Genomic DNA, 23,969 nt, shown 5'->3' on the forward strand with positions numbered 1-23,969 from the left:
CCACCGTGCGCGGGCATCGGCCCATCGGTCGGCGCCCCCCGCGAGTTCGGGTCGCCCAAAGGCACTTACCGGGCCGCGGACACGCTCGGTGTATGAGCCGCCGCCCCCTCCCCTCCACCCCCAGCAGCGCGCTCCCCGCCACTGACTCCCCGACAGTCGACGGTCGCGACGACGCGAACGCCAACGCCAACGCGACCGCAGATGCGGACGCGGACGCCCCGATGCGGACACCGGAACCGCATCACGCCGTCGTCGTCGAGAACGACACCGCCGAGACGCGCGCCGTCACCGTCACCGTCACGCGCAGCGACCGCAGCGACGTCGTCTCCCACGACACTCACCGCGTCGCGCCCGGCGTCTCCGTCGACGCGTACGACCTCGCGGACGCCGACCCCGACGGCGTCGAGACCTTCCACGTCACCGCCGAGTGCGCCGAGTACGGCACGGGCACGGCAACCGCGCGCCTCCGGACGAACGCCGCCACCGGCGACCTCCGCCTCGTCGTCGGCGCCGACGACGCCATCGACGCCGTCCACACCCTCCACGACGCATGAACCGACGAACCCTCCTCGTCGGCACGCTCACAGTGGTTTCGAGCACCGTCGGCTGTCTCGAATCCACGAGCGACTCGGGAACGGACCCCTCGTCCACGACCGACGACTCGACGACGGTCCACGCGATGGATGCTCCCGACCCCGACCATCGCATCTGGGTGGAGAACGAGGCCGAAACCGCCAACCAGATCGCCGTGACCGTCACGAAGCACGTCGACGACGGCTCGGACGAGGTCGTCCACGAGTCCACGGAGGACCTCGACCCCGGCGGCACCGCGTACGTCTACAACCTGAACGAAGCGAACCCGGACGGCGTCGAGCGGTTCAAAGTCACTGGAGAAACGGACGAACAGACCACCTGGCGGTTCATGGCGACCAGCGAGTGCTACACCGACTGCGGTATCGTCCGCAGAGAGAACGGCGAACTCGTCGTCGAGCGCCCCATCTGTTGACCATGAACCGACGAACCCTCCTCGGGACGGCGACGAGCGCTCTCGCGAGCGTCGCGCTCGCCGGCTGTCTGACCGACGACGAACCCGGGGCGCCCACGACCGACCGCTCAGCGACGCCCGACGACACTGCGACGACTCGCTCGGGGTCGGAGACGACCGGGCGCTCCACGACGCCAGCGGACACGACCGACGACGATTCGAACTGGTGGTCGGAGGCGGCGAACGAGCCCGACCCCTCGAAGGACGTCATCCTCGGGAACGACGGCGAGGACGGCGTCGCGCACACCGTCGACCTGGAGGTGTACCGCGAGGCGACCGGGACCGTCGTCCACGACCAGTCCCACGAGATATCCGCGGGCGGCGAGATCGTCGCCTACGACACCGCGGACGCGAACCCCGACGGCGTCGAGGCCTTCAGGATAACGTGCACGTTCGAGGACCAGACCGAGACCGTGACCATCGAGACGAGCGAGTGCTACGGGTGGGCCGAGTTCGTCGTCAGCGCCGAGGACGAACTCCGCGGGACCTACGCCATCTGCTGACCGGAACGAGCGACAGCGCCGCAGAATACGGACGAATCGCCGATGCGGTCACGCCGGGAACGTCGGCGCGGTCAGAACGTCGTGAGTTCGCCCTCGATGACGCTGCGCGTGACGTCGGTGACGTCGGCGAGTTCGCGGTCGACGATGGCCTCGACCTCGGGGCGGACGTCGCTGATGGCGACGCCGTCCTCGGTGATGACGTGCGCGTCCGCGACGTGCGGCTGGTCGATGGGGCGCCCGATCTGGCTGAGGAGGCGGATGCGGAGGTCGCGGATGCCGTCGACCTCGTCGACGACGGCCTCGGCGATGCGCGTCGAGAGGAGGTTGTAGATCTTCCCGATGTGGTTCACGGGGTTCTTCCCCGACGTGGCCTCCATCGACATCGAGCGGTTCGGCGTGATGAGGCCGTTCGCGCGGTTCCCGCGACCGACGGAGCCGTCGTCGCCCTGCTCCGCGCTCGTCCCCGTCGTGGTGAGGTAGATGGAGCCCTCCTCGAGGTCGTCCGCGGTGTTCACGTGCACGTTCACCTCGCGGTCGGTGTGCTCGTACGCGACCTTCGACACGAACTCGCGGACGCCCTCGACGGCCTCGGTGTACTCCTCGATGCCACCGACGTACGCGTCCACCATCGCCGCGGCGACCGTGATGTCTATCTCGTCGCCCTCGCGCTTCCCCATGATCTTCACGTCCTGCCCGAGCTCGGGGTTCGTCTCGTGGTACTCGCCGTTCAGGCGACGTTCCGCCTCGTACACGATGGTCTCCGTCTCCGTGAGCGGCGCGTGGCCGACGCCGAAGCTCGTGTCGTTCGCCATCGGGACCGTCGCCCCGTCCTCGCCGAAGACCTCCTGGAGGTCGCCGGAGCCCTCGCCGAGTTTCACGTCGACGACGACGTCCGTCCCGAACTCGAGCTCCGGGAAGTGCGCGTCGATGTAGTCACGCGCCGCCTCGAGGGCCACGCGACCCGTGGGGATGTGGTGGGTGACGCCGTCGTCGGTCTCGTACTCCTGTGTGGCACGGCCGACGATGAGGAGGTAGATGGGCTCGATGACCTCGCCGCCGCCGAACGCGGGCGCGGCGTTCCCCGCGACGAGTTGCGTCTCGTCGGTGTTGTAGTGCAGGACCTTCCCGACGCGGTCCAGGTACGTCTGCGCGAGCGCCTGCGAGACGCTCTCGGCGATACCGTCGCAGATGGAATCGGGGTGCCCCAGGCCCTTCCGCTCGACGATCTCGACCTCCTGGTCCTCGACGGCCAGTCGGTCGATGGGCTCCACGCGAATATTGCGGTCAGTCATTGTTCCACACCTATCCCACCGTGGTTTCTATAACTTGCGGAAACGACCACGGCTCATATTATGCCCGGTAGTAATCATCGTGGTTCTCTGTAGGTGCGCGTTCCGAGGACGAGGCCGGTCGGGGGGTGCCGCCCGAGCACCGCGAGGCGAGTCGTCTCCGCGACGCACTCGAACCCCACCCGCTCGAACACGGCGCGCGAGGACGCGTTCGACCGACCGACGAGCGCGAACGCCGCCCCAGTGCGGTCCCGAGCCACCCGAGCGGTAAGCGTCGTGACGAGCGCCGTCCCGACGCCGTCGCCGCGGACAGCCGGCTCGACGAACAACCCCCAGACGTACGCGCCCTCGAACGCGAGCGGTCGCACGCACTCGCCGACCCGAACCGGCGCGTCGACCCGGGCGAACGCCCACCCGAGGACGCCGCCCGGAGTCCCGTCAGCGGTGTCACGAGCGACCGCGACGAAGTCCGAGGGCGCCGCGTCCGTCGCCGCCGACGCCGGCAGGTTCGAGACGTCGCCGACGCGCTCGACGTCCACCTCGACGCCAGGCGGCAGCCGCGTCGCGACGGTGCCCTCCTCGAGCGAGGTCGCGTACACGCACATCGCCTCGTGTCGGACCCCCAGGAGGCGACCGAATCCAACCGCGACCCGCCCGGCGACGGCGCGGAGCGCGGACACCAGCGACCGGGAAGCCATCAGTACACGACCACCGGTACTCGGACAATCAGCCTTCCGGTCGCCCGCAGCACCCAGCCCTGGCCCGATCCGAGCACGGCCCCCTGCAACAGTGCCCGTCGCTCAGTCGCCGGCGGCCGCGAGCAGCAGCCCGAGGTACGACGTCCGTATCTGCTCGTCGGGGTCGAGGTCGAGCGCGCGGAGCGCGTCCGCGACCCGTTCACGAGCGGCGTCGACCCCGGCCTCGTCCGTCTCCGCCTCCGCCTCCACGAATGTCCCCAGGTCCGCCACGTCGTCGACCGTCACCGTCACCCCGTCGAGCGTCCAGAACTCGCGGCGCTTCGCGACCGTCGCCGCCGGCGAGAACCCGAGCTCCGAGAGCACGCGCGCCATCGTCTCGCCGTCCGCGACCCCCGTCTCGAACTCCTCGCGAGTCTTCGAAGCGTCGTCGACGAGCGGCCCCTTGTACGTCACGCGAGACTCGAACGCACCGTCCTCGAGCGCGTCCATCACCTCGTCGACGCTCGTCGGCGCATCCGGCGCGAGCGTCGCCTCGCGACGCACCCGGAGCGCCTCGTCCGTCTCCGCGAACTCCCGATGCGGCGCGTCGTAGTACGTGTCCTCCTGGAACACGACACGCGACAGCGACGCCCCTGCCTCGCGGAGTCCCGCCCGCGTCTCCACGCCGCCCGCCCGCACCTTCATCTCGACCTCGTACATACCACGAACCCATCGCGGAACCGGCAAAAACGTGGTCGTTCCCGGCCGCATCCGGCCGCCGAATCCGCTCTCAGGACCCGGTCGAATCCGCTCGCGCGAAGTGCACGCTCGCGGGTCGAAAACGTGGTTCTTAAATGCGGGCTGGGAGACGTATACGACATGACCGACGAAGAAGCCGAGACTGAGGACGCAGCAGCCGAGACAGAGGCAGACGAGACCGAGGGCGTGCAGGACGGAGACTTCGTCAAGCTCGCCTACACCGCCCGCACGGTCGAGAACGACCAGCTCGTCGACACGACCGACCCCGAGGTCGCCGAGGAAGAGGGCATCGACCAGGAAGGCCAGGAGTTCGCTCCGCGCACCATCGTCCTCGGTGAGGGCCACATCTTCGACAGCGTCGAGGACGACGTCCGCGGCAAGGAGGTCGGCGACACCGGCACCGTCACCGTCCCCGCTGCCGAAGCGTTCGGCGAGTACGACGAGGACGCCGTCCGCACGATCTCTGCCGAGAAGATCCCCGAGGACGACCGCCATCCCGGCGCGCAGGTCCAGATCGACGGCGAGGAAGGCTTCGTGAACACCATCATCGGCGGCCGCGCTCGCGTGGACTTCAACCACCCGCTCGCCGGTGACGACGTCGAGTACGACTACGAGATCGTCGACGTCGTCACGGACGAGGTCGAGAAGGCCTCCGGCCTGTTCGAGATGTTCTTCGACATCGCGCCCGAGATGCACATCGAGACGGACGAGGTCGAGGAGGAGACGATGGTCGAGCCGGACGAGGACGCCGACGAGGACGCCGAGCCCGAGTTCGAGACCGAGGTCGTCGAGAAGCGCTCGCTCTACGTCGAGAGCGTCCCGCAGCTCCAGATGAACCAGCAGTGGATGTTCGGCAAGCAGCAGGTCGCCCAACAGATCATGAGTCACGTCGATGTCGACCGCGTGGTCGTCCAGGAGATCATCGACGGCGGCGGCATGGGCGGCATGATGGGTGGCATGGGCGGTATGATGGGCGGCATGGGCGGCGGCGAGGGCGCCGACGCCGAAGCCGTCGAGGAAGCGCTCGAGGAGGCCGACGTCGACGCCGACGAGATCGCCGCGGAACTCGACGAAGAGTAACGCAGCAGCGCCGATTCTCTCGTTTCCAGACCTCGTAGTGGCGACGCTCGTCGACGGATTCCAGAACGCCCTTGGAAGGTGGCGTCGACGCGCTCGACATGGACGCTCAGGACCGCGTACGCGAGTTCCACGACGAACACGACATGCAGGGGGAACCCGAGTACCAGCTGCTCGACCTCGCGAGCGAGGTCGGCGAACTCGCCGCGGACGCGTGCTCGTCGACCGAGTACGGCGCCGGTGACGGCGAGGTGGAAGTCGAGCGCGACGAGATCGGGGACGCGCTGTTCAGTCTCCTCTCGTTCGCGAACTCGCTCGACGTCGACGCCGACGCTGCACTCGACGAAGCGCTCGAAAAGTACGAACGACGCATCGAGGCGACCGGCGACCCCGGGAGCGATCGCTGACGGAGCGCGCGAGTCGAGAGAACGAAGTCGTCGCTGCCGTCAGTTCCGAACCCAGTCGCGGGCCGTCTTCGCGAGGATGGAGACGTCCTCGAGCTTCAGCATCCCTAGCATGTCGCGGAGGTTGCCCGCGTTGACGGAGTCGAGTTTGTCCTTGGAGTGCTTGTGGAGGTCGCTGACGAGGGCGTCGTACCGGTCGTTCGACGCGCGGTACAGCATCTCCGTCATGAACAGTCGCTTGTTGACCTTCGGCGCGACGCGGTCCTGCCAGAGCTGGTCGTAGACCGCGAGCTCGCCCGCCGACGTGTCCCGGTCGCTGTCCGTGAGCGACCGGTCCGCGGTCGCCGCCGCAACCCGCCCCGAGCGCATGCACTTGTCGATGCCCTCGCCCCAGAGCGGGTCGACCGTCGGCACCGTATCGCCGATCGCCATGAAGTTGTCCGTACTCATCTTGTCGGGGAGCTGGACGTGCGCGGACCCGCGATGTTGTTTCCCCTCGAGCTTCTTCGCGTCCGCGAACCGCGGGTCGGTGTCCACCCAGTACTGGAGGTAGTCGTCGATCGTGAACCCGGACTTCGAGTTCGCGCGATGACTCTCGTTCTGGAGGTAGCAGACGCCGACCTTCGCCGTGTCCGCGCCCGTGTGGAAGATCCACGAGTACCCGCCCGGTGCGATGTCGTGGTCGAGCCGGAGCATCATCGAGTCCGTCAGGTCCGCGTATCCCTCCGCGTCCACGTCGACGTTCTCGTACTCGAACTCGATCCCGATCGCTTGCTTCTCGCGTCTCAGCCCGCAGACGTCGAGGGCCTTCGCGAGCGGTGCCGCCGGCCCGGTCGCGTCGATGACGATGTCGGCGTAGACCTCCTCGTCGCCGTTGTACGTCACGCCGACTATCTCGTCGCCGTCCATGATGGGTTTCGAGACGCGCGCGTCGAACCGATACTCGGCGCCGTCGGCGACCGCCTCGTCCACGAGCCAGTTCTTGAAGTCCGCGAACTCCAGGACGGCACCTGGCTGGTGACGGCGATAGTGATGGTTCGGGGACTCCAGGATGACGTCGTCCGTGAAGTTCATGACGACGTCGTCCGGGATGCCGAACGACGCCATCGTCGACGGGAACGTCCCCGCTGTCGACTTGTTGCTCCTGCTCGGGAACTCGTCCTCGGACTCGGTCTCGAGTACGACCACGTCGTACCCACGGGACGCGAGGTCTCGCGCCGCCTGTCCACCTGCGGGGCCCGCACCGGCGATAACCACGTCGTGTGTGTCTGTCATGGTAGGGTAGGAATCATCGGTATAGAGTCGATGTTCGTCGTCCTTGTCACTCCGTACTGAACGGACCTTGTAATTTGTGCTGGTTTCGAACGCTCACGTTTCTCGCAGTTTACTCCGGCGAAATCTCGCGCTATGGCGGTGCTCCGCGACGATACGGCGGATCGAGCGTGGCTGGTGCTGGAACGAAACGTGAGCGTGACGGCTCGGAATGGAGACGTGGCCCCTGCGGCTGCGATGGAACTCGAGCGCGTCGTACTCGTCAGGCGATGTCGCGGCTCGTGTCGATGGCGACCTCGTCGGAGAGTTCGAGCTTGATGGATTCCTTCAGCGCGGTGCCCCCCCGGAACTTCGGGACGGTCAGGCGGTTCTCGAGTTCGCTCCCTCGAACCTGCGTCTCCAGGTCGAAGACGACGTCCGCCATGTGCTTCGTCGACGACCGGTTCTGGGGTGGCGTCTGCTCTTTCATGCAGTGCATGATGGCGATGGAGCCCGTGTTCACCATGTGCGTCTGGAGCTCCGTCATGAAGTTCCGGAAGCGGTTCCGGTCGCCGCGCTCCAGGACGTTCGCGGTGTCGATGATGAGGTTCGCGCCCTCGGGGAGCGCGCGGATGAGGCGGTTCGCTTGGTCGAGCGGTTCGCTCCCGGAGATGTCTCGGACCGTCGGCGAGCCGACGGGCGCGTTCGTCTTCTCGATGGCGTCGCGGACCGCCTGATCGGAGCGTTCGGTCGTCAGGTAGAGGCTGCCGCGGGCCGCCGTGAGCTCGTAGAGGATGAGTTCGGACTGGCTCGCCGGCTCTGCGGTCAACGCGACGATGGTCCCCGGTGGGAGGCCACCGTCGAGCTTCCGGTCGAGAACCTCGATGCCCGTCTCTAGACGCCCCGCCATGTGCCTCTGGGTTGGCCTTCACTCCGTAAAAAGGTGTCTGCCGCGTCGAAGTCCCTTGCAGAGGCGCCCCATTGCGGTCCGGTGGGCTGGAGCGGTCAACGGGTCGCCGTCGACGAGCGGGACGGTGACGACGCGTGGCGCTCCGAGGACGTCTTCGAGTGCGCGCGGTGGATGGTTGCCGACGACGACGGCGGCGACGACGGGCGTCTCGAGTGCTCGAGCCATCGCCGCGGTCTTCGCGGTGTCGCGGACCGCGGCGGGCGTCGGGCGCGTCACGAGGACGACGCCGTCCGCGGCGGCGAGCGGCCGCGCTGCGTCGGGCCCGCCGCCACAGGGGGCGTCGACGACGACGCGACAGCGCGGTCGAGCGCCGGTCGGTCGTCCCTCGGCGCTCGGTCGGTCGGCCGCTCGCAGCTCGAACAGCGTCTTCTCGAATGCGTCGGTCGCGTCCCCGGGTGGTGCCGGGGCGACGCGAACCCCCGAGAGCGACGGGGCGGGCCGCCCGCGCGGGCACTCGAGGACCGTCGGCGTCCGGTCGACGCCGACCATCGAGTGCACGTCCGGCATGTCGACGTCCGCGTCGACGACCGTCACGCTCCGTCCTGACGCCTCGCCCGCTCGGCCGGCGGCGAGTTCGCGCGCGAACGCGAGCGCCGTCGTCGTCTTCCCCGTCCCACCCTTCCCCCCGGCGAACGCGAGCATACCCGTAGTCGCCGCCCCATCGCACTTCAACTCGCGGCCGGGGCGCGACCCGAACGGATTGATTCAAGGGCCGGGGGTGGGTGGTGTCACGTGATGCGTCACGACCACCTGCTCACGGCGCGACAGCTCTCGCGCGAGGACATCGAGGAGGTCCTCGACCGGGCCGCGGAGCTCGACGCCGACCCGTCGGCCGCCCGGGAACGGAACGCGGGGACGCTCCTCGGGTTGTGTTTCTTCGAACCGAGTACGCGAACGAAGATGAGCTTCGAGGCCGCTATCAAGCGCCTCGGCGGCGACGTCGTCGACATGGGGAGCGTCGACTCGTCGTCGGTGAAGAAAGGGGAGAGCCTCGCGGACACCGTCCGCGTCATCGAGGGGTACGCGGACGCGCTCGTCCTCCGGCACCCCCTGGAAGGGTCGGCGAAGATGGCGAGCGAGTACGTCGACGTCCCGATCCTGAACGCGGGCGACGGCGCCGGACACCATCCGACGCAGACGCTCCTGGACCTCTATACGATCCGGGAGACCGCCGGGCTCGACGACCTCACGATCGGTATCATGGGCGACCTGAAGTACGGGCGGACCGTGCACTCGCTCGCGACCGCGCTCACGAACTTCGACGCGCACCAGCACTTCATCAGTCCGGAGTCCCTGAAGCTCCCGCGTTCGGTCCGCTACGACCTCCACGAGGCAGGCGCGAACGTCCGCGAGCACACCGACCTGGAGGAGGTCCTCGCGAGCCTCGACGTGTTGTACGTCACTCGCATCCAGCGCGAGCGCTTCCCGGACGAGAACGAGTACCACAAGGTCGCGGGCCAGTACCAGATCGACGCCGAGACCCTCGAGGCGGCGAGCGACGACCTCACCGTCATGCATCCGCTCCCGCGCGTCGACGAGATCGCACCCGAGGTAGACGACACCGCGTACGCGAACTACTTCGAGCAAGCGCACAACGGCGTGCCGGTACGGATGGCGCTGCTCGACCTGCTCATGGAGGGCGAGCGATGACCGACAAGGAACTCCGCGTCTCCAAGATCCGCAGTGGCACCGTCATCGACCACGTTCGCGCCGGTCAGGCGCTGAACGTCCTGTCGATGCTCGGCATCGACGGGTCCAGCGGCGAGGAGATATCGGTCGGGATGAACGTCCCGTCGGACGCGCTCGCCCGGAAGGACGTCGTGAAGGTCGAGGGACGCGAACTCAGTCAGGACGAGCTCGACGTGCTGTCGGTCATCGCGCCCGACGCGACCGTCAACATCGTCCGCGACTACGACGTCGTCGAGAAGAACCGCGTGGAACGCCCCGACCGGGTGACCGGCGTGCTCGCGTGCCCGAACCGGAACTGTATCACGACCGCCGACGAGCCGGTCGAGTCGGCGTTCGCGGTGCTGCGCGATGGCGTCCGCTGCGAGTACTGCGAGACCATCGTCCGCGAGGACATCGCGTCGCTCATCGACGGCTGACACGACGGCCCGAGAGGGCGAAGACGTGGACCCAGTCGTCCCGTCGCGCCCGGGAGCCCGGTCGCGTTCGACGGTCCCTGGTTCAGTAAGCCATAAATAGTCAAAGCTCGAACGTATTGGTATGTCCAAGAAGGTCAAACTCCTGATCGCGGTGGTCGCAATCGCCCTCCTCTACAAGACGTTCTCCGGCGGTGACGAGACCGTCGAAGTAGAGTACGACGCCGAATAACCCCGTCGAGTCCGCCGGGCGGCGCCGCCGTCCGCGCCGCCCGCTTCCGAACGGTTTTCGTGTATCCACGCCCCAGCGACGGGTATGTACGGCGTCGTCACGCGGAACGAGCCGGAGCTCGACTGGCCGTCGTTCGACCGCGCGTTCTACGAGGTCAAGGACGTCACCGGTCGAGCGGTGGAACCCGAGGCGGAGGGCGTAAACATGATCTCGTGCTTCGGTGATACGGCCGCGGGCGAGGCGAAGCCGGACCTCGTGCCGGTGAGCGAGGACGGTGAGCGGGCGACGCGCGAGCAGCCGTACTTCGACTGGGGGTACGTCTGTCCGAGCCGCGAGCGCTACCGCGAGGGGCTCCTGGAGATGATCGAGGACGCCGCGGCGGCGAATCCGGACGTCCGCCTCGACGACGTCGGGTTCCCGCGGGCGGAGTACTGTCACTGCGAGCACTGCGAGGCGGCGTTCGCGGACAGCGAGTTCGAGGACTGGTGGGCGTGGCGCGAGGCGACCATCACGGAGTTCGTCGCGGAGGCGACCGACCGCATCCCGGGGAAGGTGTACTTCACGCTCTACCCGGACCCGTACCCCGGGCACCTGGAGGAGCGCGCGGGATTGGACGTGGACGCGCTCGCGGAGTACGTCGACGAGTTCGTCGTGCCGCTCTACGATACGCACTACGGGACGACGTACTGGCTGGAGACCATCGCGAAGGGCTTCCGGTCGCGCATCCCCGACGGCGTCGACCTCGGTATCGAGCTGTACGCGGTCGAGGTCGAGGTCGACAACTTGATTCACGCGACGGAGGTTGCTGAGGCGTACGCGGACGGCGTCTACTTCGGGTACGACGCGAGTCAGGCCCAGGCGGCGCTGCGGCGGATGAAGGCGGACGCGCGCGACGGCGAGTCCCACGGCGCGCCCGAGTGAGGACTCGCCGTCGCGGGCCTCCGGGACTCGCGGCACGCTGACCGCAGCGGTGGCCGTGCCGTCGCCGATTCTTCACTTGCAGCGGTGGTGGGGGTGGATCAGACGGGGAGTGCGCGGTCGCGCCACTGCCGGAGGTCCTCGCGGTCGCGCGTGTCCTCGGGGAGGACGTCGAACCACTCGGCGGCGGTTATCTCGCCGTCCGGGTCCTCGACGGCGGGCTCGTGCGTCCGCGCTTCCGCCGCGAACACGGGGAGCGCTCCCGTGACCGCGTACGAGCCGTGGTGGACGTCGATGCGCCCGAGGAGCGCGAGGCCGTCGTAGTCCGCGGCGACCCCAGCTTCCTCCGCGAGCTCGCGCTCGGCGGCTTCGCGGAAGGACTCCTCGGGGTGGACGCCGCCGCCGGGGACGACCCACTTGTCGACGCCCTCGTGGTACACGAGCAGGAGCTCGCCGCCGTCGCGGTAGACGACGGTGTGCGCGCCGAAGGGGGCGCCCGACTGTGCGACGCGTTCGGCGACGCGCTCGAACTGCTCGCGGCAGACGTCGCGGGTCTGGTCGCACGCGAGGTACTCGTCGTGGCCGTCGTCGAGTCGGTGGTACGCGCGCTCGCCGACCTGCGTGGCGCGGTCGGCGAGGAACCAGAGGTCGTCTACCGGCATCGCCGCGTCGAACCGGCCGCAGGGGTCGTCGACCGACGGGGCGTGGCGGAGAGGGACGGGAGAGCGTGGGACTGCATCATACCGCGAACGTATGCGAACGCAACCCAAAGAGGCTTCGTTATCGACTCGCCGCGTCGCCGCCACGACGCGAGTCACCCCCGGTGTCGGTATCGGCACGTGCGGCCGCTTCCTCACCTGCCTTTCCCCGCCCGCTCGTACCCGAGGGTGATGACACGAGCACTGTTCTTCGTCAGCGAGGACGGCTACTGGGGCGAGGAGTGCGTCGAACCACTGACCACCCTGAAGGACGCCGGCGTCGACGTCGACGTCACCACGCCAGCGGGGAATCCGCCCGTCGTCGACGACCGCTCGGTCGACCCGGAGGAGGTCGGCGAGGAGACCGCCGAGCGCGTCCTCGACGTCCACGAGAACGACCCGGACCTGAACGACCCCGAACCGTTCGCTGCCGTCGACGCGAGCGAGTACGACGCCGTCGTCTTCCCCGGCGGCCACGGCACCGTCTGGGACGTCAATCAGGACGTGCACGCTCGCGACGCGCTCCGCACCGCGGTCGCGGGCGACGACGGCGTCGCGCTCGTCGTCTGTCACGCCGTCGGCATCCTCGCGTTCACCCGGGACGACGACGGTGAGTTCGTCGTCGACGGCCGCTCCGTCACCGGGTTCCCGAACGCGTGGGAGGACGGCATCGTCGACGACCACGACCGCCTCGACGGCCGCAAGCTCCCGTACTACGTCGAGGACGAGGTCATCGCGGCTGGCGGGAATTGGGACGCCGAACTCGACGCGGAAACGAGCGTCACCGTCGACGGCGACCTCGTCACCGCACGCGGCCCCGGGTCGTCGGCCGCGGCCGCCGACGTCCTGCTGGACGAACTCGACCACTGACGTCGACGATCGAGCGAGCGCAACAACGGTCCCGCCGGTGACGACGTCGGCGACCGACGGCCCGCCCGTATCGAGTCCTTTTTACTCGCGCCGAGGATACGCGGTGGTATGAGCTTCGACGAAGACGACACCGTGGTCCTCCACGACGAGCACAGCGAGTACGACGGCGAGACGGGCACCATCACGCAGGTCATGGAGTCCATGTTCGGCGACGCGAACTACACCATCAGCTTCGAGGACGGCCAGGAGTCCGGCGTCCCCGAGGACTCCCTCGAACTCGTCGACGACGACGAGGCCGAGGACGACGAGGAATAACGCGGCCCTGGAGCGCCTATGGCGAGCGTACCCTTCCACTACGTGGACGTCCGGACGTTCGCGTACGCGACCGAGGACGAGAAACGCGTCGAGCAGGCGCTCCGTCACTTCCTGCCCGAGGACGTCGAGGTCGAGCGGACGTCGTCCGAGGGGCATCACGGCGACCGCATCGCCATCCTCTCGGCGCGCATCGAGAACGCGGACGACCTCCGGTACGCGCTGAGTCGCGTCGCGAACCTCGACGACACCGACGCGCTCCTCGCGGAGATCGAGGAGCGCGTCACCGAGCACTGCGAGTTCTTCCTGCATCTCGACAAGCAGGCGGCGTTCGGTGGTGAGACGGCGCGCGGCGACGGTATCACGTTCCGCGCGAAGGTCGAGGCGTATCCGGCGAAGCGCGAGAAAGCCATCGAGAACGCGCGTCGGACGATCGAGGAACTCGAGGAGCACGAGGTCCGCGTCCCCGACGACGACGCGGACGCGACGAGCGACGGCGACGACCCCGGCGCGACCGAGGACGGCGACGACGCCTAGAGCGATGACGGGGGTCGCCGCGGGATGACCGGTTTCTACGAGGCGGTGCACGCGCGACCGGACGGCGAGTCGACGGTTCGTCGATGCGCCGAGCACGCCGCGGCGCTCGGGTACGACGGCGTCGTGGTTCGGAATCACGGCGACGCTCGGAGCGACGTGGACACCGATGCGGTCGCGGACGCGGTCGGTATCGACGTCGTCGACGGCCTGGAGATCCGTGCGAACTCGCCCGAGCAGGCGAGTGGCTACGTCGGGAACTACCGGCCGAAGTACACGCTCTTGCTCGTGCACGGTGGCACGAACCGGATGAATCGGTTCGCGGTCGAGCAGGAGCGCGTGGACGTGCTCGCGCACCCGATGCGTGGCGACGGCGACTTCAATCACGTGCTCGCGAAGGCCGCCGCCGAGCACGGCGTCCGCGTCGAGTTCGACCTCTCGGGCGTGCTGCGTGCCACGGGCGGCCAGCGCGTGCAGGCGCTCGGGGACCTGCGGAAGCTCCGCGAACTCGTCGAGTACTACGACGTCCCGTACGTCGTGAGCGCGGACGGGACGAGTCACCGACACCTCCGCGGGCCGCGCGCGCTCGCCGCGGTCGGCGAACGCATCGGGTTCTCCCGCGAGCAGGTCGAGGATGGTCTCCGCGAGTGGGGGCGGCTCGTCGCTCGCAATCGCGAGGTCACCGCGCCGGACTACATCGAGCCGGGCGTGCGTCGTGGCCGCTACCGCGACCACCACGACGCGACTGGCGACGATCGCGAGCAGTAGCGCGAGTGGGAGCGAACCCACGGCGTTCTTGACGCGGGGTCGCCAACCCCGAGGCATGAAGCGACCGATCGAGGAGCACGCGGCGCGGTTCGACGAGATGGCGGCGACGTACGACGACCAGGAGAACGACACCGACGAGTACCGCGCGTGCGTCTCGCTCGTCGTGGACGCGGCGCGAGACGCCATGGATGCGGACGCGACGGTGCTCGACCTCGGCTGTGGAACGGGCGCCATCGGTCTGTCGCTCGCCGAGGACGCGGCCCGCGTCCTCGGCCGGGACATCAGCGAGGGGATGCTCGCGCAGGCTCGCGAGAAGGCCGCGGACGCCGGCTTGGAGAACGTCTCGTTCGGCGAGGGCCGGTTCCGCGACCCGAACGTCCCCGACGACGTCGACGTGGACGTGGTGGTGTCGAACTTCGCGATGCATCACCTCGCGGACGACGAGAAGCGCGAGGCCCTCCGGGCGGTCGCCGCGCTCGACCCCGACCGGTTCGTGCTCGGTGACGTGATGTTCTTCGGGCTCCCGGACCCCGAGGAGCCGTTCTACTCGCCCGAGGTCGACGACCCGGCGACCGTCGGCGTGCTCGCGGAGGCGTTCACCGACGCGGGGTTCGCGCTCAGTGACGCGACGAGCGTCCACGACCAGGTCGGCGTGCTCGTCGGCGACGACGTCGACGCGCTCGCCGCGGGCGACCACCGCGCGTTCGCCCGGGCGGACACCGATGCGCTCGGGGACGGGCCGCGATGAAGCACCTCCCGAAGCATCTGCGACCGAAGTGGCGGTACGTCGCGGTCGCGCTGGAGGCCGACCCGGACGTCTCGCTGTCGCGTGGTGCGTTCCAGCGCGAACTCTGGTACGCCGCTCAGAACCTCCTCGGGGACGCCGGGAGCGCGGACGCGGACGGCACCGTCGTCCGCTTCCAGTTCCGGAACGGCGACGGGAGCGCGGTCGTCCGCGCCCGCCGCGGGCACGTCGAGGACCTCAGAGCGGCGCTCGCGTGCATCGAGAGCGTCGACGACGCGACCGTCGCCGTGACGGTCCGCGGCGTCTCCGGGACCATCCGCGCGTGCGAGGAAAAGTTCATACCTGCCGCGACGGAACGTCCGGACCGACGCGAGGTCGCGTTCGCGGACGGCCGCCGGAACGCCATCGTGCGCGGGGACCGCGTCGCGATGGACGTGGACGGCGAGCGCGTGTACGCGACCAGCGAGGACGTGGAGTGACACGATGGACGGACACGACCAGATGGCGTACGACCGCGGCACGAGCATCTTCTCGCCGGACGGCCGGCTGTATCAGGTCGAGTACGCGCGCGAGGCAGTCAAGCGCGGGTCCTCGACGGTCGGCGTGAAGACGTCGTCGGGCGTGGTGCTCGCGGTCGACAAGCGCGTCAGCTCGTCGCTGATGGAGGGCGAGAGCATCGAGAAGCTACACGTCGTCGACGACCACCTGCTGGCAGCGAGCGCGGGTCACGTCGCGGACGGTCGTCGACTCGTCGACGAACTCCGCAGGGACGCGCAGGTGAATCGCCTCCGGTACGGCGAACCGATCGACGCGAAGACGGCGACGCGACACGTCTCGGACCTCGTGCAGGCGTACACGCAGGTCGGTGGGGCGCGACCGTTCGGCGCGGCGCTCCTGATCGCGGGTGTCGACCGCGACGGCACGCCGCGGCTCTACGAGACGGACCCCTCGGGGACCGTCGACGGCTGGCAGGCGGTCGCGGTCGGCGCGCACCGCGGCGACGTCCAGTCGTTCCTCGAAGCCGAGTACGACCCCGCGTTCGACCTCGAGGACGCGACCGCGCTCGCACTCCGCGCCATCTCGGTTCCCGACGAGGAACGCCCGGCCGTCGACCAGGTCGCGGTCGCGACCGTCGACGTGGAGACGCGAACCGTGACCGTCCTCGACGACGACGCGCTCGCCTCGCACCTCGACGCGCTGCCAGCGCCCGAGAACGACGCAGGCGGCGAAGATGCGGGCGGCGAAGAGGCGGGCGGCGAAGAGGCGGGCGGCGAAGAGGCGGGCGGCGAAGATCCGGGCGGCGAAGATGCGGCGAGCGAGGCCGTGGATTCGAGCGAGGATGTCGACGGCGACGACGCCGCCGACGACTCCGGAGCGGAGTGACCAACCGGGACACACCTTTTTAAGCCCGACCGCGTAAGTTCAGGGTATGATTTCACTGGACGAAGCGGTGACGGCGCGGCTCGAATCCCACGGCACGCGCTTCGAGGTCCTCGTCGACCCGGACGCGGCGCTCGCGATCAAGCGCGGCGAGTTCGACGGCGACCTCGAGGACGTCATCGCAGCGGAGGACGTCTACGAGAACGCAAGTCGCGGCGACAGACCCGCGGAGAGCGACCTCGAGGACGTCTTCGAGACGACCGACGTGATGGAGATCATCCCCGAAGTCATCAAGCGCGGCGAGATCCAGATCACGGCCGAGCAGCGCCGCGAGATGCAGGAGCAGAAGCACAAGCAACTCGTGAACAAGATCGCGCGCAACGCCGTGAACCCGCAGATGGACGACGCGCCGCATCCGCCCGACCGCATCGAGAGCGCGCTCGAACAGGCCGGGTTCCAGGTCGACCCGATGGAGCCCGTGGAGGAGCAGGTCGACGACGCGCTCGACGCGCTCCGTCCCGTCATCCCTATCCGGTTCGACGAGGTGACGGTCGCAGTTCGGGTGCCCGCTGACTACGCGGGGTCGGCGCAGGCGAAGATCCGCCAGTACGGCGATCTGGAGAGCGAAGAGTGGACGAACGACGGCGGCTGGATCGGCGTGCTGACGTTCCCGGCGGGGATGCAGAACGACTTCTACGACATGGTCAACGACATGACCAGCGGGCAGGCCGAGACTCGGATCGTGAAGGACGAGGACGACATCAAGACCCGCTAGCATGGCGTCGCGGGTGGACGTGGTGGCGTTCGACGAACGCGAGGCGCTATCGGATGCCGAACGCAAACACCAGCAGACCGTCGCGGTCGCGACGTACGTCGTCGTCGCGGTCGTGCTCGGTGGGGCGCTCGTGCAAGGGATGCTCCTCCTTGGCGTGCTCGGCGCGGTCGGCGTCCTCGTCGTCCATCGGTTCCTGTTCCGGGACGAGCGCCCGATAGCGACGACGTACCGCGCGGTCGACGCGGGCCGCGGCGAGGAGATCGTTCGAGCGCACGAGACGGAAGCGCGGAAGCGCGACCAGATGCGGACGTTCCTCGTCGCCGTCGTGGTCGTGGTCGTCGCGGGCTGGGGCGTCCTCCAGGGGAGCCTCCTCCTGTCGGTCCTCGGCGCTGGCGCGGTGGCGGCGTTCGCGTACGTCGCCGACGACGAACCGCTCCTCCCGCGCGTCGTCGAGGCGGACATCGACCGCGAGCGCGCCGACCGACTGTTCGAAATCGTCGAAGGGACGACGGCGGCAGCGGACGACGACGCTGGCGACCGCGGTCGCTGACGAGCGAGGAGAACGAACGAGAGAAGCGGCGGTGGTTCGTGGTTCGAGTCCGTCAGCCGATCATCCCTTCTTGAAGCCGATGAGGAAGCCGCCGGTGAAGCCGGCGCCGACGGAGAGCGTCGAGAGGATGGTCTGGATCCACGACGGCGGCGCGCCGCTGGCGGCGTCTTGGCCTGCCTTGACGAATCCGGACGTGAGCTTGTCCCAGTCGACGGTGAGGATACCGCGGGACTCGAGGAACTTGAACAGCGCGAGCTCGAGGCCGATGATGACGGCGATGATCTTCGCGATCTTCTTCGCTGCGAACCCGATGATTCCGCCGATGACACCTCCGGTCCCGAACTCGATACCCAGTTGCTGGGGATCGACGCCCAGTTGCAGTGCGATTGGGTCCATACCCCTCACTCCTCGCCGCCGCCATAAGGCGTTTGTGGCGTGAGCTGACGTGCGTCCGACGTCATCGGATTCGCTCCGGCCGTTGGGCGACCGGTTCGTGTCGGCGACGGGTGGGGAGAGATTCAAGGATGCGGACGACCAACGGTCGGGTATGACTCGGACAATCGAGGTGGCGGCCGGCCCTGCTTGAGATGCGAGGAGCGACTGCCGGCGCGACGCCGACGGGGTCGCGTCACGAGGCCGGGGTGGGTCGTCGATGAAAGCGGTGATCGCGAAGCGCGCGGACGAAGGCCATGCGGACCTCGAGGAGATCCTGGACCTGGCGCGTGCGGCGGACTACGAGGTCGTGGGGTCGGTGACGCAGACGCGCACGGAGGACCCGGCGTTACACTTCGGGGAGGGGAAGGCGGACGAGCTCGCCGCCGAGGTTCGGGCGACCGGCGCCGAGGTGGTGGTGTTCGACAACAGCCTCGGGCCGTACCAGACGTTCAACCTCGGCGCGAAGCTCCCGGAGGGCGTGGAGATACTCGACCGGTTCACGCTCATCCTGGAGATCTTCGGCCAGCGCGCGGAGACCCGGAAGGCCCAGCTGCAGGTCGAGCTCGCGGAGCTCCGGTACGAATTGCCGCGCGCGGAGGCGAAGACGAGTCTCGCGAAGCGCGACGAGCACCCTGGGTTCATGGGGCTCGGGGAGTACGACGAGTCCCGCGAGCAGGACATCAAGAACCAGATCAGTCGTATCCGAGACGAGCTCGAACGCATCGAGCAGACCGAGCAGTCTCGACGGGAGCGTCGCCGCGAGGGCGGGTTCGACCTCGTGGCGCTCGCGGGCTACACGAACGCGGGGAAGTCGACGCTCCTCCGGCGGCTCGCGGCGGACATGGACGTCGACGAGAACGAGGACCTCCACCCGGACCTGGACACGACCGCCGAATCCGAGAATCGGCTGTTCACGACGCTCGGGACGACGACGCGGCGCGCGGACGTCGAGGACCGCGACGTCCTGCTGACGGACACGGTCGGGTTTATCTCTGACCTCCCCCATTGGCTCGTCGAGTCGTTCAAGTCGACGCTCGACTCCGTGTACCGCGCGGACCTCGTGTTGCTCGTGGTGGACGTGAGCGAGGACGTCGAGGAGATACGCGAGAAGCTCGTGACGTGTCACGACACGCTCTACGAGCGCAACGAGGCGCCTATCGTGACGGTCCTGAACAAGATAGACGAGGTCGACGACCGCGAGCTGGAGCGGAAGCGCGACGCCATCAGCGCGCTCGCGCCGAACCCGGTCGCGGTGTCCGGGCTCGCGGACCTGAACGTGGACGCGCTCCGCGAGCGCATCGTCGCGGAACTCCCGGACTGGGAGCGCGAGCGGCTCGTCCTCCCGATGACGGAGGACACGATGAGCGTCGTGTCGTGGCTGCACGACGAGGCGAACGTCGACGACGTCGAGTACGGCGACGACGACGTCCTCGTGGACTTCGAGGCACGGCCAGCTATCGTCGAGCAGGCGCGGTCGCGCGCCGAGGACCTCCGCGCCGTAGAAGGCGCGGTCTGAGCGCTCGCGACTACGTCGTTCGGCGGTGTCGACAGTCGAACGATTCTACTGCTTTTTGTACGAGGCCGCGCAATCGGCGGGCATGAAGACGATAAAGGACAGCGTCCACGACCACATCGAGGTCGGTGGGGTGGCACGCGACCTCCTGGACACGCCGGCGGTCCAGCGGTTGCGGCACATCGTCCAGCTCGGGACGTCGTCGCTGGTGTATCCGAGCGCGAACCACACGCGCTTCGAGCACAGCCTCGGCGTCTACCACCTGGCGTGCGAGGCGCTCGACCACCTCGGCGTCGCGGGGCGGAACGCGAAGCGCGTGAAGGCGGCCGCACTCTTGCACGACGTCGGGCACGGGCCGTTCAGTCACAACCTCGAACCGCTCACGCATCGCCGGACGGGGAAGTACCACGACGACGTCCACGAGCTGTTCGAGCGCGGCGAGGTCGGCGCGGTCCTCAGGGAGCACGACCTGTCGCCCGCTCGCGTCGCGGACCTCGTCGCGGGCGACGGGAAGTACGGGCAGGTGGTCTCCGGAGAGCTGGACGTCGACCGGATGGACTATCTCGTTCGGGACGCTCACCACACGGGCGTGCCGTACGGGACCATCGACCACGGGCGGCTGGTGCGCGAGTTGACGTTCGACGAGGACGACGACCTCGTGCTCGACGAGGGGAACGTCCAGACCGCCGAGAGCCTCCTGGTGGCGCGTGCACTCATGATTCCGACGGTGTACAACCATCACGTCACGCGCATCTCGAAGACGATGTTGCGGCGTGCGGCGGAGCGACTGCTCGAATCGACGGACGTGGACGCGGAGGAACTACGGCGGATGGACGACCCGGGGTTCCTGGTCGCGCTCCGGGAGACGCCGGAGACGGAGTCGTTCGCGCGCCGGTTCGACGAGCGCGACCTCCACAAGCGCGCGCTCTGGGCGGAACTGGACGACACGCCCGAGAGCTTGCTCGACCTGGCGCACGAGGACGTCCGCGGGTACGAGCTCGAGATCGCGGAGCGCGCGGGCGTTCCGGAGGCGGACGTCGTCCTGGACGTCCCCGGGGAGCCGGAGATGACGGAGTCGTCGACGCGCGTGCTCGTGAACGGCGACGCGAGGGTGCTCCACGAGCAGTCGCCGCTCGTGGACGCGCTCCGTGCGGCGAACCGCGCGCAGTGGCGCCTCGGCGTGTACGCGCCCGCCGAGGACACGGAGGCGGTCGGGACGGCCGCCGCGGACGTGCTCGGACTGGACCTCGACGGGGCGCTCGTCTCCGAGGTCCGGTCGGGCCTCCAGGAGACGCTCGGGTCGTTCTCGGGTGAGGACGCGTGACCGCAGACTCGGCGCCCGACGCGGGCGCGTCTGGCACGCTCGAAGGCCTCGTTCTCCGCGGCCGCGAGTTCGAGCCCGTGGAGGGTCGAGTGGTGTTCGAGGACGGCGAGATAACGGCTATCGAGGAGGCGTCGGTGGAGAGCGACCGCATCGTGCTGCCGGCGTTCGTGAACGCGCACACCCACATCGGGGATTCCATCGCGAAGGAGGCCGGCGAGGGCCTGACGCTCGAGGAGCTCGTCGCGCCGCCGGACGGCCTCAAGCACCGGTTGCTCCGCGAGGCGACCCGGGAGGAGCTCGTCGCGGCGATGCGGCGGACGTTCGCGTACATGGAGCGCGCGGGGACGGCGGCGCACGTCGAGTTCCGCGAGGGCGGCGTCGAGGGCGTCGATGCTATCGAGCGCGCTGGCGCGAACTCGGCGGTCGAGTCGGTCGTGCTCGGGCGCGAGGAAGTTGCGGCGATGGAGCGCGCGGACGGGTTCGGGGCGAGCGGCGCGAACGACGCGGACTTCGACCGGGAGCGGAACGCGACGCGACGCGAGGGGAAGCTGTTCGGGATCCACGCGGGCGAGGTGGACGCGTCGGACGTCCATCCGGCGCTGGACCTGGACCCGGACTTCCTCGTGCACATGGTGCACGCAGAGAGCCTCCACCTGGACCGCGTCGAGGACAAGGGCGTTCCCGTGGTGGTGTGTCCGCGGTCGAACGCCGCGCTGAACGTCGGACTCCCTGATATCGACGCGCTCCACGACCGGACGACGCTCGCGCTCGGCACGGACAACGCGATGGTGAACGCGCCGTCGATGTTCCGCGAGCTGGAGTGGGCGGCGAAGCTCTCCACGCTGTCCGCCCGCGAGGTGCTCGCGATGGCGACCGCGAACGGCGCGGACATCGCGGACCTGAACTGCGGCGTCGTCGAGGCCGGTCGGGACGCGAAGCTCCTCGCACTCGACGGGGACTCCGACAACCTCGACGGCGTCCACGACGTCGTCCGTGGCGTGGTGCGGCGCGCGACGGTCGACGACGTCGACCGCGTCGTGCTGTGAGGTGTCGAGAGCCGCGCCGGTGGTCGTCGTGGGGTCGATTACGGCGAGGATTCATGATAGATGGTATCGTATCACCATCCACGGGGCGATGTACGACCACATCCTGGTGCCGACGGACGGGTCCGTCGGCGTGGAGCGCGCGGTCGAGCACGCGGTCGAGCTGGCCGCAACGCACGACGCGACCCTGCACGCGCTCTACGTCGTGAACACCGCGAGCTACTCGAGCATGCCGATGGAGACGTCGTGGGAGCACATCCGCGACATGCTCGGCGAGGAAGGCCAACGCGCGCTCGACCGCGTCGGCGAACTCGCCGCCGACGCGGACGTCCCAGTCGAGACCGTCGTCCTCGACGGGTCGCCGAGTCGCGAGATCGTCAGGTACGCCGAAGAGGAGGGCTGTGACCTCGTCGTCATGGGCACCCACGGTCGCGGCGGCATCGACAGACTGCTGCTCGGGAGCGTCGCCGAGCGCGTCGTCCGCGCGTGCCAGGTCCCGGTGCTGACGGTCCGCGTCGGTGACGACGCGTGATGGACCTCCAGCAGAAGGCGCTCGCGACGTTCACACTCGTAGCGATGGTGCTCGCGTTCGCGTACTTCGACGAGACCCTCGCCGTGTTCGCCGGCATCGCAACGCTCCCCTTCCTCTTCGGCGTCCTCAGACAATAGCGAGCGCGCTGCGTCCGGCTTCGCGCGGTGACTCGGAAACGGCCGCCTGACGGCGGCCGTATGCTCGAAGAGTCAGTCCACCACAGAAACGGCCGCCTGGCGGCGGCCGTATGCTCGAAGAGTCAGTCCGCCGGGCGCAGATGCTCGCAGTCGCCCGCGGTGACGCGTTCGACGCCGTCGTCGGTCTCGACGAGGAGCGCGCCGGGGAACTCGACGTCGCGAGCGACGCCCTCGACGACGCCGCCGGGCGTCTCGACGCGCACCCGCTGGCCGAGCGTGAGCGCGCGCTCGCGCCACGCCGGCAGCACCGCGTCCAGGTCGCCGGAGACCAGATCGTGGAACCCTTCGAGGACCCGTTGGACGAACGCTCGGCGGTCCGCGACACCGCCCTCCATCGCGACGCTCGTCGCACCCTCGGGGAGGTCCGCTGCGTCGACGTCGACGTTCGCGCCGATACCGACGACGAGCCACGACACGCGGTCCGCCTCGCCCTCCATCTCCGTGAGGACGCCAGCGAGCTTGCGCGTGCCACCGTCCTCCGTCGGAACGAGGACGTCGTTCGGCCACTTGATGCCCGCGTCGACGCCGGCCTCGCGCGCCGCGTTCGCGGTCGCCACCGCGGCAGCGAGCGTGAACACCGGGACCTGCGCGGGCGGGACGTCCGGCCGGACGAGGACGCTCGTCCACACGCCGCCACGGGGCGCGGACCACTCCCGGTCGAGACGCCCGCGACTCCCCGTCTGCTCTGCGGCGACCACCGCGACGTCGCGCTCGCCGTCCGCCGCGAGGTCGCGCGCCCGATCGTTCGTCGACCCGACCGAATCGTGGTAGTCGACGTCGTACGGTGCGTCCAGTTCGTGCGCGACCGCCAACCCGCCGTACTCGGGGATCGCGTCGAGTCGATACCCGTCGTCGGTACTCGACACCTCGAACCCGGCGTCCCGGAGCGCCTCGACGTGCTTCCAGACCGCCGCACGGGAGACGTCGAGCGCGTCAGCGAGCGCCGGCCCGGTGACTGGCCCGCCCGCGAGCGCGGCAAGCACCCGCAGTCGCGTGTCGTTCATGCCCGGCGCTTCGCGTGGCGTCGACAAAAAGGCGCGCGATGCGTTCGTCGTCCAGCTCGACG

General features: G+C 69.1%; 31 protein-coding genes. 22 read left to right on the top strand and 9 right to left on the bottom strand.

Annotated elements, in window-relative coordinates; genetic code table 11:
* The first annotated feature begins 92 nt into the window (after nucleotides 1–92).
* Genes ACZ48X_RS20455 through ACZ48X_RS20465 form a run of 3 tightly spaced genes read left to right on the top strand, consistent with a single transcriptional unit; the run spans nucleotide 93 to nucleotide 1,548 of the window.
* Nucleotides 93–554, top strand: a complete 462-nt coding sequence (locus tag ACZ48X_RS20455) for a hypothetical protein (protein WP_336350648.1) — start codon at nucleotides 93–95, stop codon at nucleotides 552–554.
* Nucleotides 551–1,006: a hypothetical protein gene (locus ACZ48X_RS20460; RefSeq protein WP_336350647.1), complete on the top strand. Its 456-nt coding sequence runs from the start codon at nucleotides 551–553 to the stop codon at nucleotides 1,004–1,006. The genes ACZ48X_RS20455 and ACZ48X_RS20460 overlap by 4 nt, the downstream gene beginning before the upstream one ends.
* A gap of 2 nt (nucleotides 1,007–1,008) precedes the next feature.
* Complete coding sequence (locus ACZ48X_RS20465) at nucleotides 1,009–1,548, top strand: hypothetical protein (protein ID WP_336350646.1); 540 nt, start codon at nucleotides 1,009–1,011, stop codon at nucleotides 1,546–1,548.
* Nucleotides 1,549–1,619: 71 nt separating this feature from the next.
* Here the strand turns inward: ACZ48X_RS20465 and ACZ48X_RS20470 are convergent, their stop codons facing one another.
* The 3 genes from ACZ48X_RS20470 to cyaB form a co-directional block, all read right to left on the bottom strand.
* Nucleotides 1,620–2,840 carry a methionine adenosyltransferase gene (locus ACZ48X_RS20470; protein ID WP_336350645.1) on the bottom strand — a complete coding sequence of 407 codons (1,221 nt, stop codon included), beginning with the start codon at nucleotides 2,838–2,840 and terminating at the stop codon, nucleotides 1,620–1,622.
* A gap of 74 nt (nucleotides 2,841–2,914) precedes the next feature.
* A complete protein-coding gene (locus ACZ48X_RS20475; RefSeq protein ID WP_336350644.1) occupies nucleotides 2,915–3,535 on the bottom strand; it encodes a GNAT family N-acetyltransferase in 621 nt (206 codons plus the stop codon).
* A gap of 102 nt (nucleotides 3,536–3,637) precedes the next feature.
* On the bottom strand, nucleotides 3,638–4,234 hold the full coding sequence (gene cyaB / locus ACZ48X_RS20480; protein ID WP_336350643.1) for a class IV adenylate cyclase: 597 nt from the start codon (nucleotides 4,232–4,234) through the stop codon (nucleotides 3,638–3,640).
* 159 nt (nucleotides 4,235–4,393) lie between these two features.
* On the opposite strand from cyaB, the gene ACZ48X_RS20485 reads away from it, so the two are divergent.
* The gene (locus tag ACZ48X_RS20485) at nucleotides 4,394–5,353 is read left to right on the top strand and encodes an FKBP-type peptidyl-prolyl cis-trans isomerase (RefSeq protein ID WP_336350642.1); all 960 of its coding nucleotides are present in this window, start codon (nucleotides 4,394–4,396) and stop codon (nucleotides 5,351–5,353) included.
* A 98-nt stretch (nucleotides 5,354–5,451) separates the two neighbouring features.
* A complete protein-coding gene (locus ACZ48X_RS20490) occupies nucleotides 5,452–5,757 on the top strand; it encodes a MazG nucleotide pyrophosphohydrolase domain-containing protein (protein ID WP_336350641.1) in 306 nt (101 codons plus the stop codon).
* Nucleotides 5,758–5,796: 39 nt separating this feature from the next.
* Here ACZ48X_RS20490 and ACZ48X_RS20495 read toward each other — a convergent pair whose 3' ends face one another.
* The 3 genes from ACZ48X_RS20495 to ACZ48X_RS20505 form a co-directional block, all read right to left on the bottom strand.
* The gene (locus ACZ48X_RS20495; protein WP_336350640.1) at nucleotides 5,797–7,029 is read right to left on the bottom strand and encodes a digeranylgeranylglycerophospholipid reductase; all 1,233 of its coding nucleotides are present in this window, start codon (nucleotides 7,027–7,029) and stop codon (nucleotides 5,797–5,799) included.
* 259 nt (nucleotides 7,030–7,288) lie between these two features.
* Nucleotides 7,289–7,915, bottom strand: a complete 627-nt coding sequence (locus ACZ48X_RS20500; protein ID WP_227130812.1) for an RAD55 family ATPase — start codon at nucleotides 7,913–7,915, stop codon at nucleotides 7,289–7,291.
* An 18-nt stretch (nucleotides 7,916–7,933) separates the two neighbouring features.
* A complete protein-coding gene (locus ACZ48X_RS20505; protein WP_336350639.1) occupies nucleotides 7,934–8,617 on the bottom strand; it encodes a MinD/ParA family ATP-binding protein in 684 nt (227 codons plus the stop codon).
* Between the two features lie 93 nt (nucleotides 8,618–8,710).
* Here ACZ48X_RS20505 and pyrB point away from each other — a divergent pair, with 93 nt between their 5' ends.
* From pyrB to ACZ48X_RS20520, 3 genes are all read left to right on the top strand, one after another.
* Nucleotides 8,711–9,625: an aspartate carbamoyltransferase gene (gene pyrB, locus ACZ48X_RS20510; protein ID WP_336350638.1), complete on the top strand. Its 915-nt coding sequence runs from the start codon at nucleotides 8,711–8,713 to the stop codon at nucleotides 9,623–9,625.
* Nucleotides 9,622–10,080 (top strand): aspartate carbamoyltransferase regulatory subunit, encoded by a 459-nt coding sequence (gene pyrI / locus ACZ48X_RS20515; protein WP_336350637.1) that lies wholly within the window; start codon nucleotides 9,622–9,624, stop codon nucleotides 10,078–10,080. The genes pyrB and pyrI overlap by 4 nt, the downstream gene beginning before the upstream one ends.
* 313 nt (nucleotides 10,081–10,393) lie before the next feature.
* On the top strand, nucleotides 10,394–11,230 hold the full coding sequence (locus ACZ48X_RS20520) for a glycoside hydrolase family 18 protein (protein WP_336350636.1): 837 nt from the start codon (nucleotides 10,394–10,396) through the stop codon (nucleotides 11,228–11,230).
* A 98-nt stretch (nucleotides 11,231–11,328) separates the two neighbouring features.
* On the opposite strand, the gene ACZ48X_RS20525 is transcribed toward ACZ48X_RS20520, so the two are convergent.
* Nucleotides 11,329–11,889, bottom strand: coding sequence for an NUDIX domain-containing protein (locus ACZ48X_RS20525; RefSeq protein WP_336350635.1), 561 nt, complete (start codon nucleotides 11,887–11,889; stop codon nucleotides 11,329–11,331).
* Between the two features lie 228 nt (nucleotides 11,890–12,117).
* On the opposite strand from ACZ48X_RS20525, the gene ACZ48X_RS20530 reads away from it, so the two are divergent.
* From ACZ48X_RS20530 to ACZ48X_RS20570, 9 genes are all read left to right on the top strand, one after another.
* On the top strand, nucleotides 12,118–12,795 hold the full coding sequence (locus ACZ48X_RS20530; protein WP_336350634.1) for a DJ-1/PfpI family protein: 678 nt from the start codon (nucleotides 12,118–12,120) through the stop codon (nucleotides 12,793–12,795).
* Nucleotides 12,796–12,903: 108 nt separating this feature from the next.
* Nucleotides 12,904–13,110, top strand: coding sequence for a DUF1918 domain-containing protein (locus ACZ48X_RS20535; RefSeq protein ID WP_336350633.1), 207 nt, complete (start codon nucleotides 12,904–12,906; stop codon nucleotides 13,108–13,110).
* Between the two features lie 18 nt (nucleotides 13,111–13,128).
* On the top strand, nucleotides 13,129–13,644 hold the full coding sequence (locus tag ACZ48X_RS20540) for an RNA-binding protein (RefSeq protein ID WP_379762348.1): 516 nt from the start codon (nucleotides 13,129–13,131) through the stop codon (nucleotides 13,642–13,644).
* Nucleotides 13,645–13,668: 24 nt separating this feature from the next.
* Nucleotides 13,669–14,409 (top strand): RNase P subunit p30 family protein, encoded by a 741-nt coding sequence (locus ACZ48X_RS20545; protein ID WP_336350632.1) that lies wholly within the window; start codon nucleotides 13,669–13,671, stop codon nucleotides 14,407–14,409.
* A gap of 55 nt (nucleotides 14,410–14,464) precedes the next feature.
* On the top strand, nucleotides 14,465–15,157 hold the full coding sequence (locus ACZ48X_RS20550) for a methyltransferase domain-containing protein (RefSeq protein ID WP_336350631.1): 693 nt from the start codon (nucleotides 14,465–14,467) through the stop codon (nucleotides 15,155–15,157).
* Nucleotides 15,154–15,633 carry an Rpp14/Pop5 family protein gene (locus tag ACZ48X_RS20555; protein ID WP_336350630.1) on the top strand — a complete coding sequence of 160 codons (480 nt, stop codon included), beginning with the start codon at nucleotides 15,154–15,156 and terminating at the stop codon, nucleotides 15,631–15,633. The genes ACZ48X_RS20550 and ACZ48X_RS20555 overlap by 4 nt, the downstream gene beginning before the upstream one ends.
* Before the next feature lie 4 nt (nucleotides 15,634–15,637).
* The gene (psmA, locus tag ACZ48X_RS20560) at nucleotides 15,638–16,537 is read left to right on the top strand and encodes an archaeal proteasome endopeptidase complex subunit alpha (protein WP_336350629.1); all 900 of its coding nucleotides are present in this window, start codon (nucleotides 15,638–15,640) and stop codon (nucleotides 16,535–16,537) included.
* 46 nt (nucleotides 16,538–16,583) lie between these two features.
* Complete coding sequence (locus ACZ48X_RS20565; RefSeq protein WP_336350628.1) at nucleotides 16,584–17,309, top strand: ribosome assembly factor SBDS; 726 nt, start codon at nucleotides 16,584–16,586, stop codon at nucleotides 17,307–17,309.
* Between the two features lies 1 nt (nucleotide 17,310).
* Complete coding sequence (locus tag ACZ48X_RS20570) at nucleotides 17,311–17,859, top strand: hypothetical protein (RefSeq protein ID WP_336350627.1); 549 nt, start codon at nucleotides 17,311–17,313, stop codon at nucleotides 17,857–17,859.
* A gap of 60 nt (nucleotides 17,860–17,919) precedes the next feature.
* Here ACZ48X_RS20570 and ACZ48X_RS20575 read toward each other — a convergent pair whose 3' ends face one another.
* Nucleotides 17,920–18,255 (bottom strand): FUN14 domain-containing protein, encoded by a 336-nt coding sequence (locus tag ACZ48X_RS20575; RefSeq protein WP_336350626.1) that lies wholly within the window; start codon nucleotides 18,253–18,255, stop codon nucleotides 17,920–17,922.
* 256 nt (nucleotides 18,256–18,511) lie between these two features.
* Between ACZ48X_RS20575 and hflX the strand changes: the two genes are divergently transcribed.
* The 5 genes from hflX to ACZ48X_RS20600 all read left to right on the top strand — a co-directional run bounded on the left by hflX (nucleotide 18,512) and on the right by ACZ48X_RS20600 (nucleotide 22,843).
* Nucleotides 18,512–19,810: a GTPase HflX gene (hflX, locus tag ACZ48X_RS20580; RefSeq protein WP_336350625.1), complete on the top strand. Its 1,299-nt coding sequence runs from the start codon at nucleotides 18,512–18,514 to the stop codon at nucleotides 19,808–19,810.
* A gap of 82 nt (nucleotides 19,811–19,892) precedes the next feature.
* Nucleotides 19,893–21,131, top strand: coding sequence for an HD domain-containing protein (locus ACZ48X_RS20585; protein ID WP_336350624.1), 1,239 nt, complete (start codon nucleotides 19,893–19,895; stop codon nucleotides 21,129–21,131).
* A complete protein-coding gene (locus ACZ48X_RS20590; RefSeq protein WP_336350623.1) occupies nucleotides 21,128–22,177 on the top strand; it encodes an amidohydrolase family protein in 1,050 nt (349 codons plus the stop codon). The genes ACZ48X_RS20585 and ACZ48X_RS20590 overlap by 4 nt, the downstream gene beginning before the upstream one ends.
* Nucleotides 22,178–22,265: 88 nt before the next feature.
* A complete protein-coding gene (locus tag ACZ48X_RS20595) occupies nucleotides 22,266–22,706 on the top strand; it encodes a universal stress protein (RefSeq protein WP_336350622.1) in 441 nt (146 codons plus the stop codon).
* Nucleotides 22,706–22,843 (top strand): hypothetical protein, encoded by a 138-nt coding sequence (locus tag ACZ48X_RS20600; protein WP_336350621.1) that lies wholly within the window; start codon nucleotides 22,706–22,708, stop codon nucleotides 22,841–22,843. The genes ACZ48X_RS20595 and ACZ48X_RS20600 overlap by 1 nt, the downstream gene beginning before the upstream one ends.
* A gap of 122 nt (nucleotides 22,844–22,965) precedes the next feature.
* On the opposite strand, the gene ACZ48X_RS20605 is transcribed toward ACZ48X_RS20600, so the two are convergent.
* Nucleotides 22,966–23,907 (bottom strand): biotin--[acetyl-CoA-carboxylase] ligase, encoded by a 942-nt coding sequence (locus ACZ48X_RS20605; protein WP_336350620.1) that lies wholly within the window; start codon nucleotides 23,905–23,907, stop codon nucleotides 22,966–22,968.
* Between the last annotated feature and the right edge of the window lie 62 nt (nucleotides 23,908–23,969).

The organism is Halorubellus litoreus, assembly GCF_055378595.1.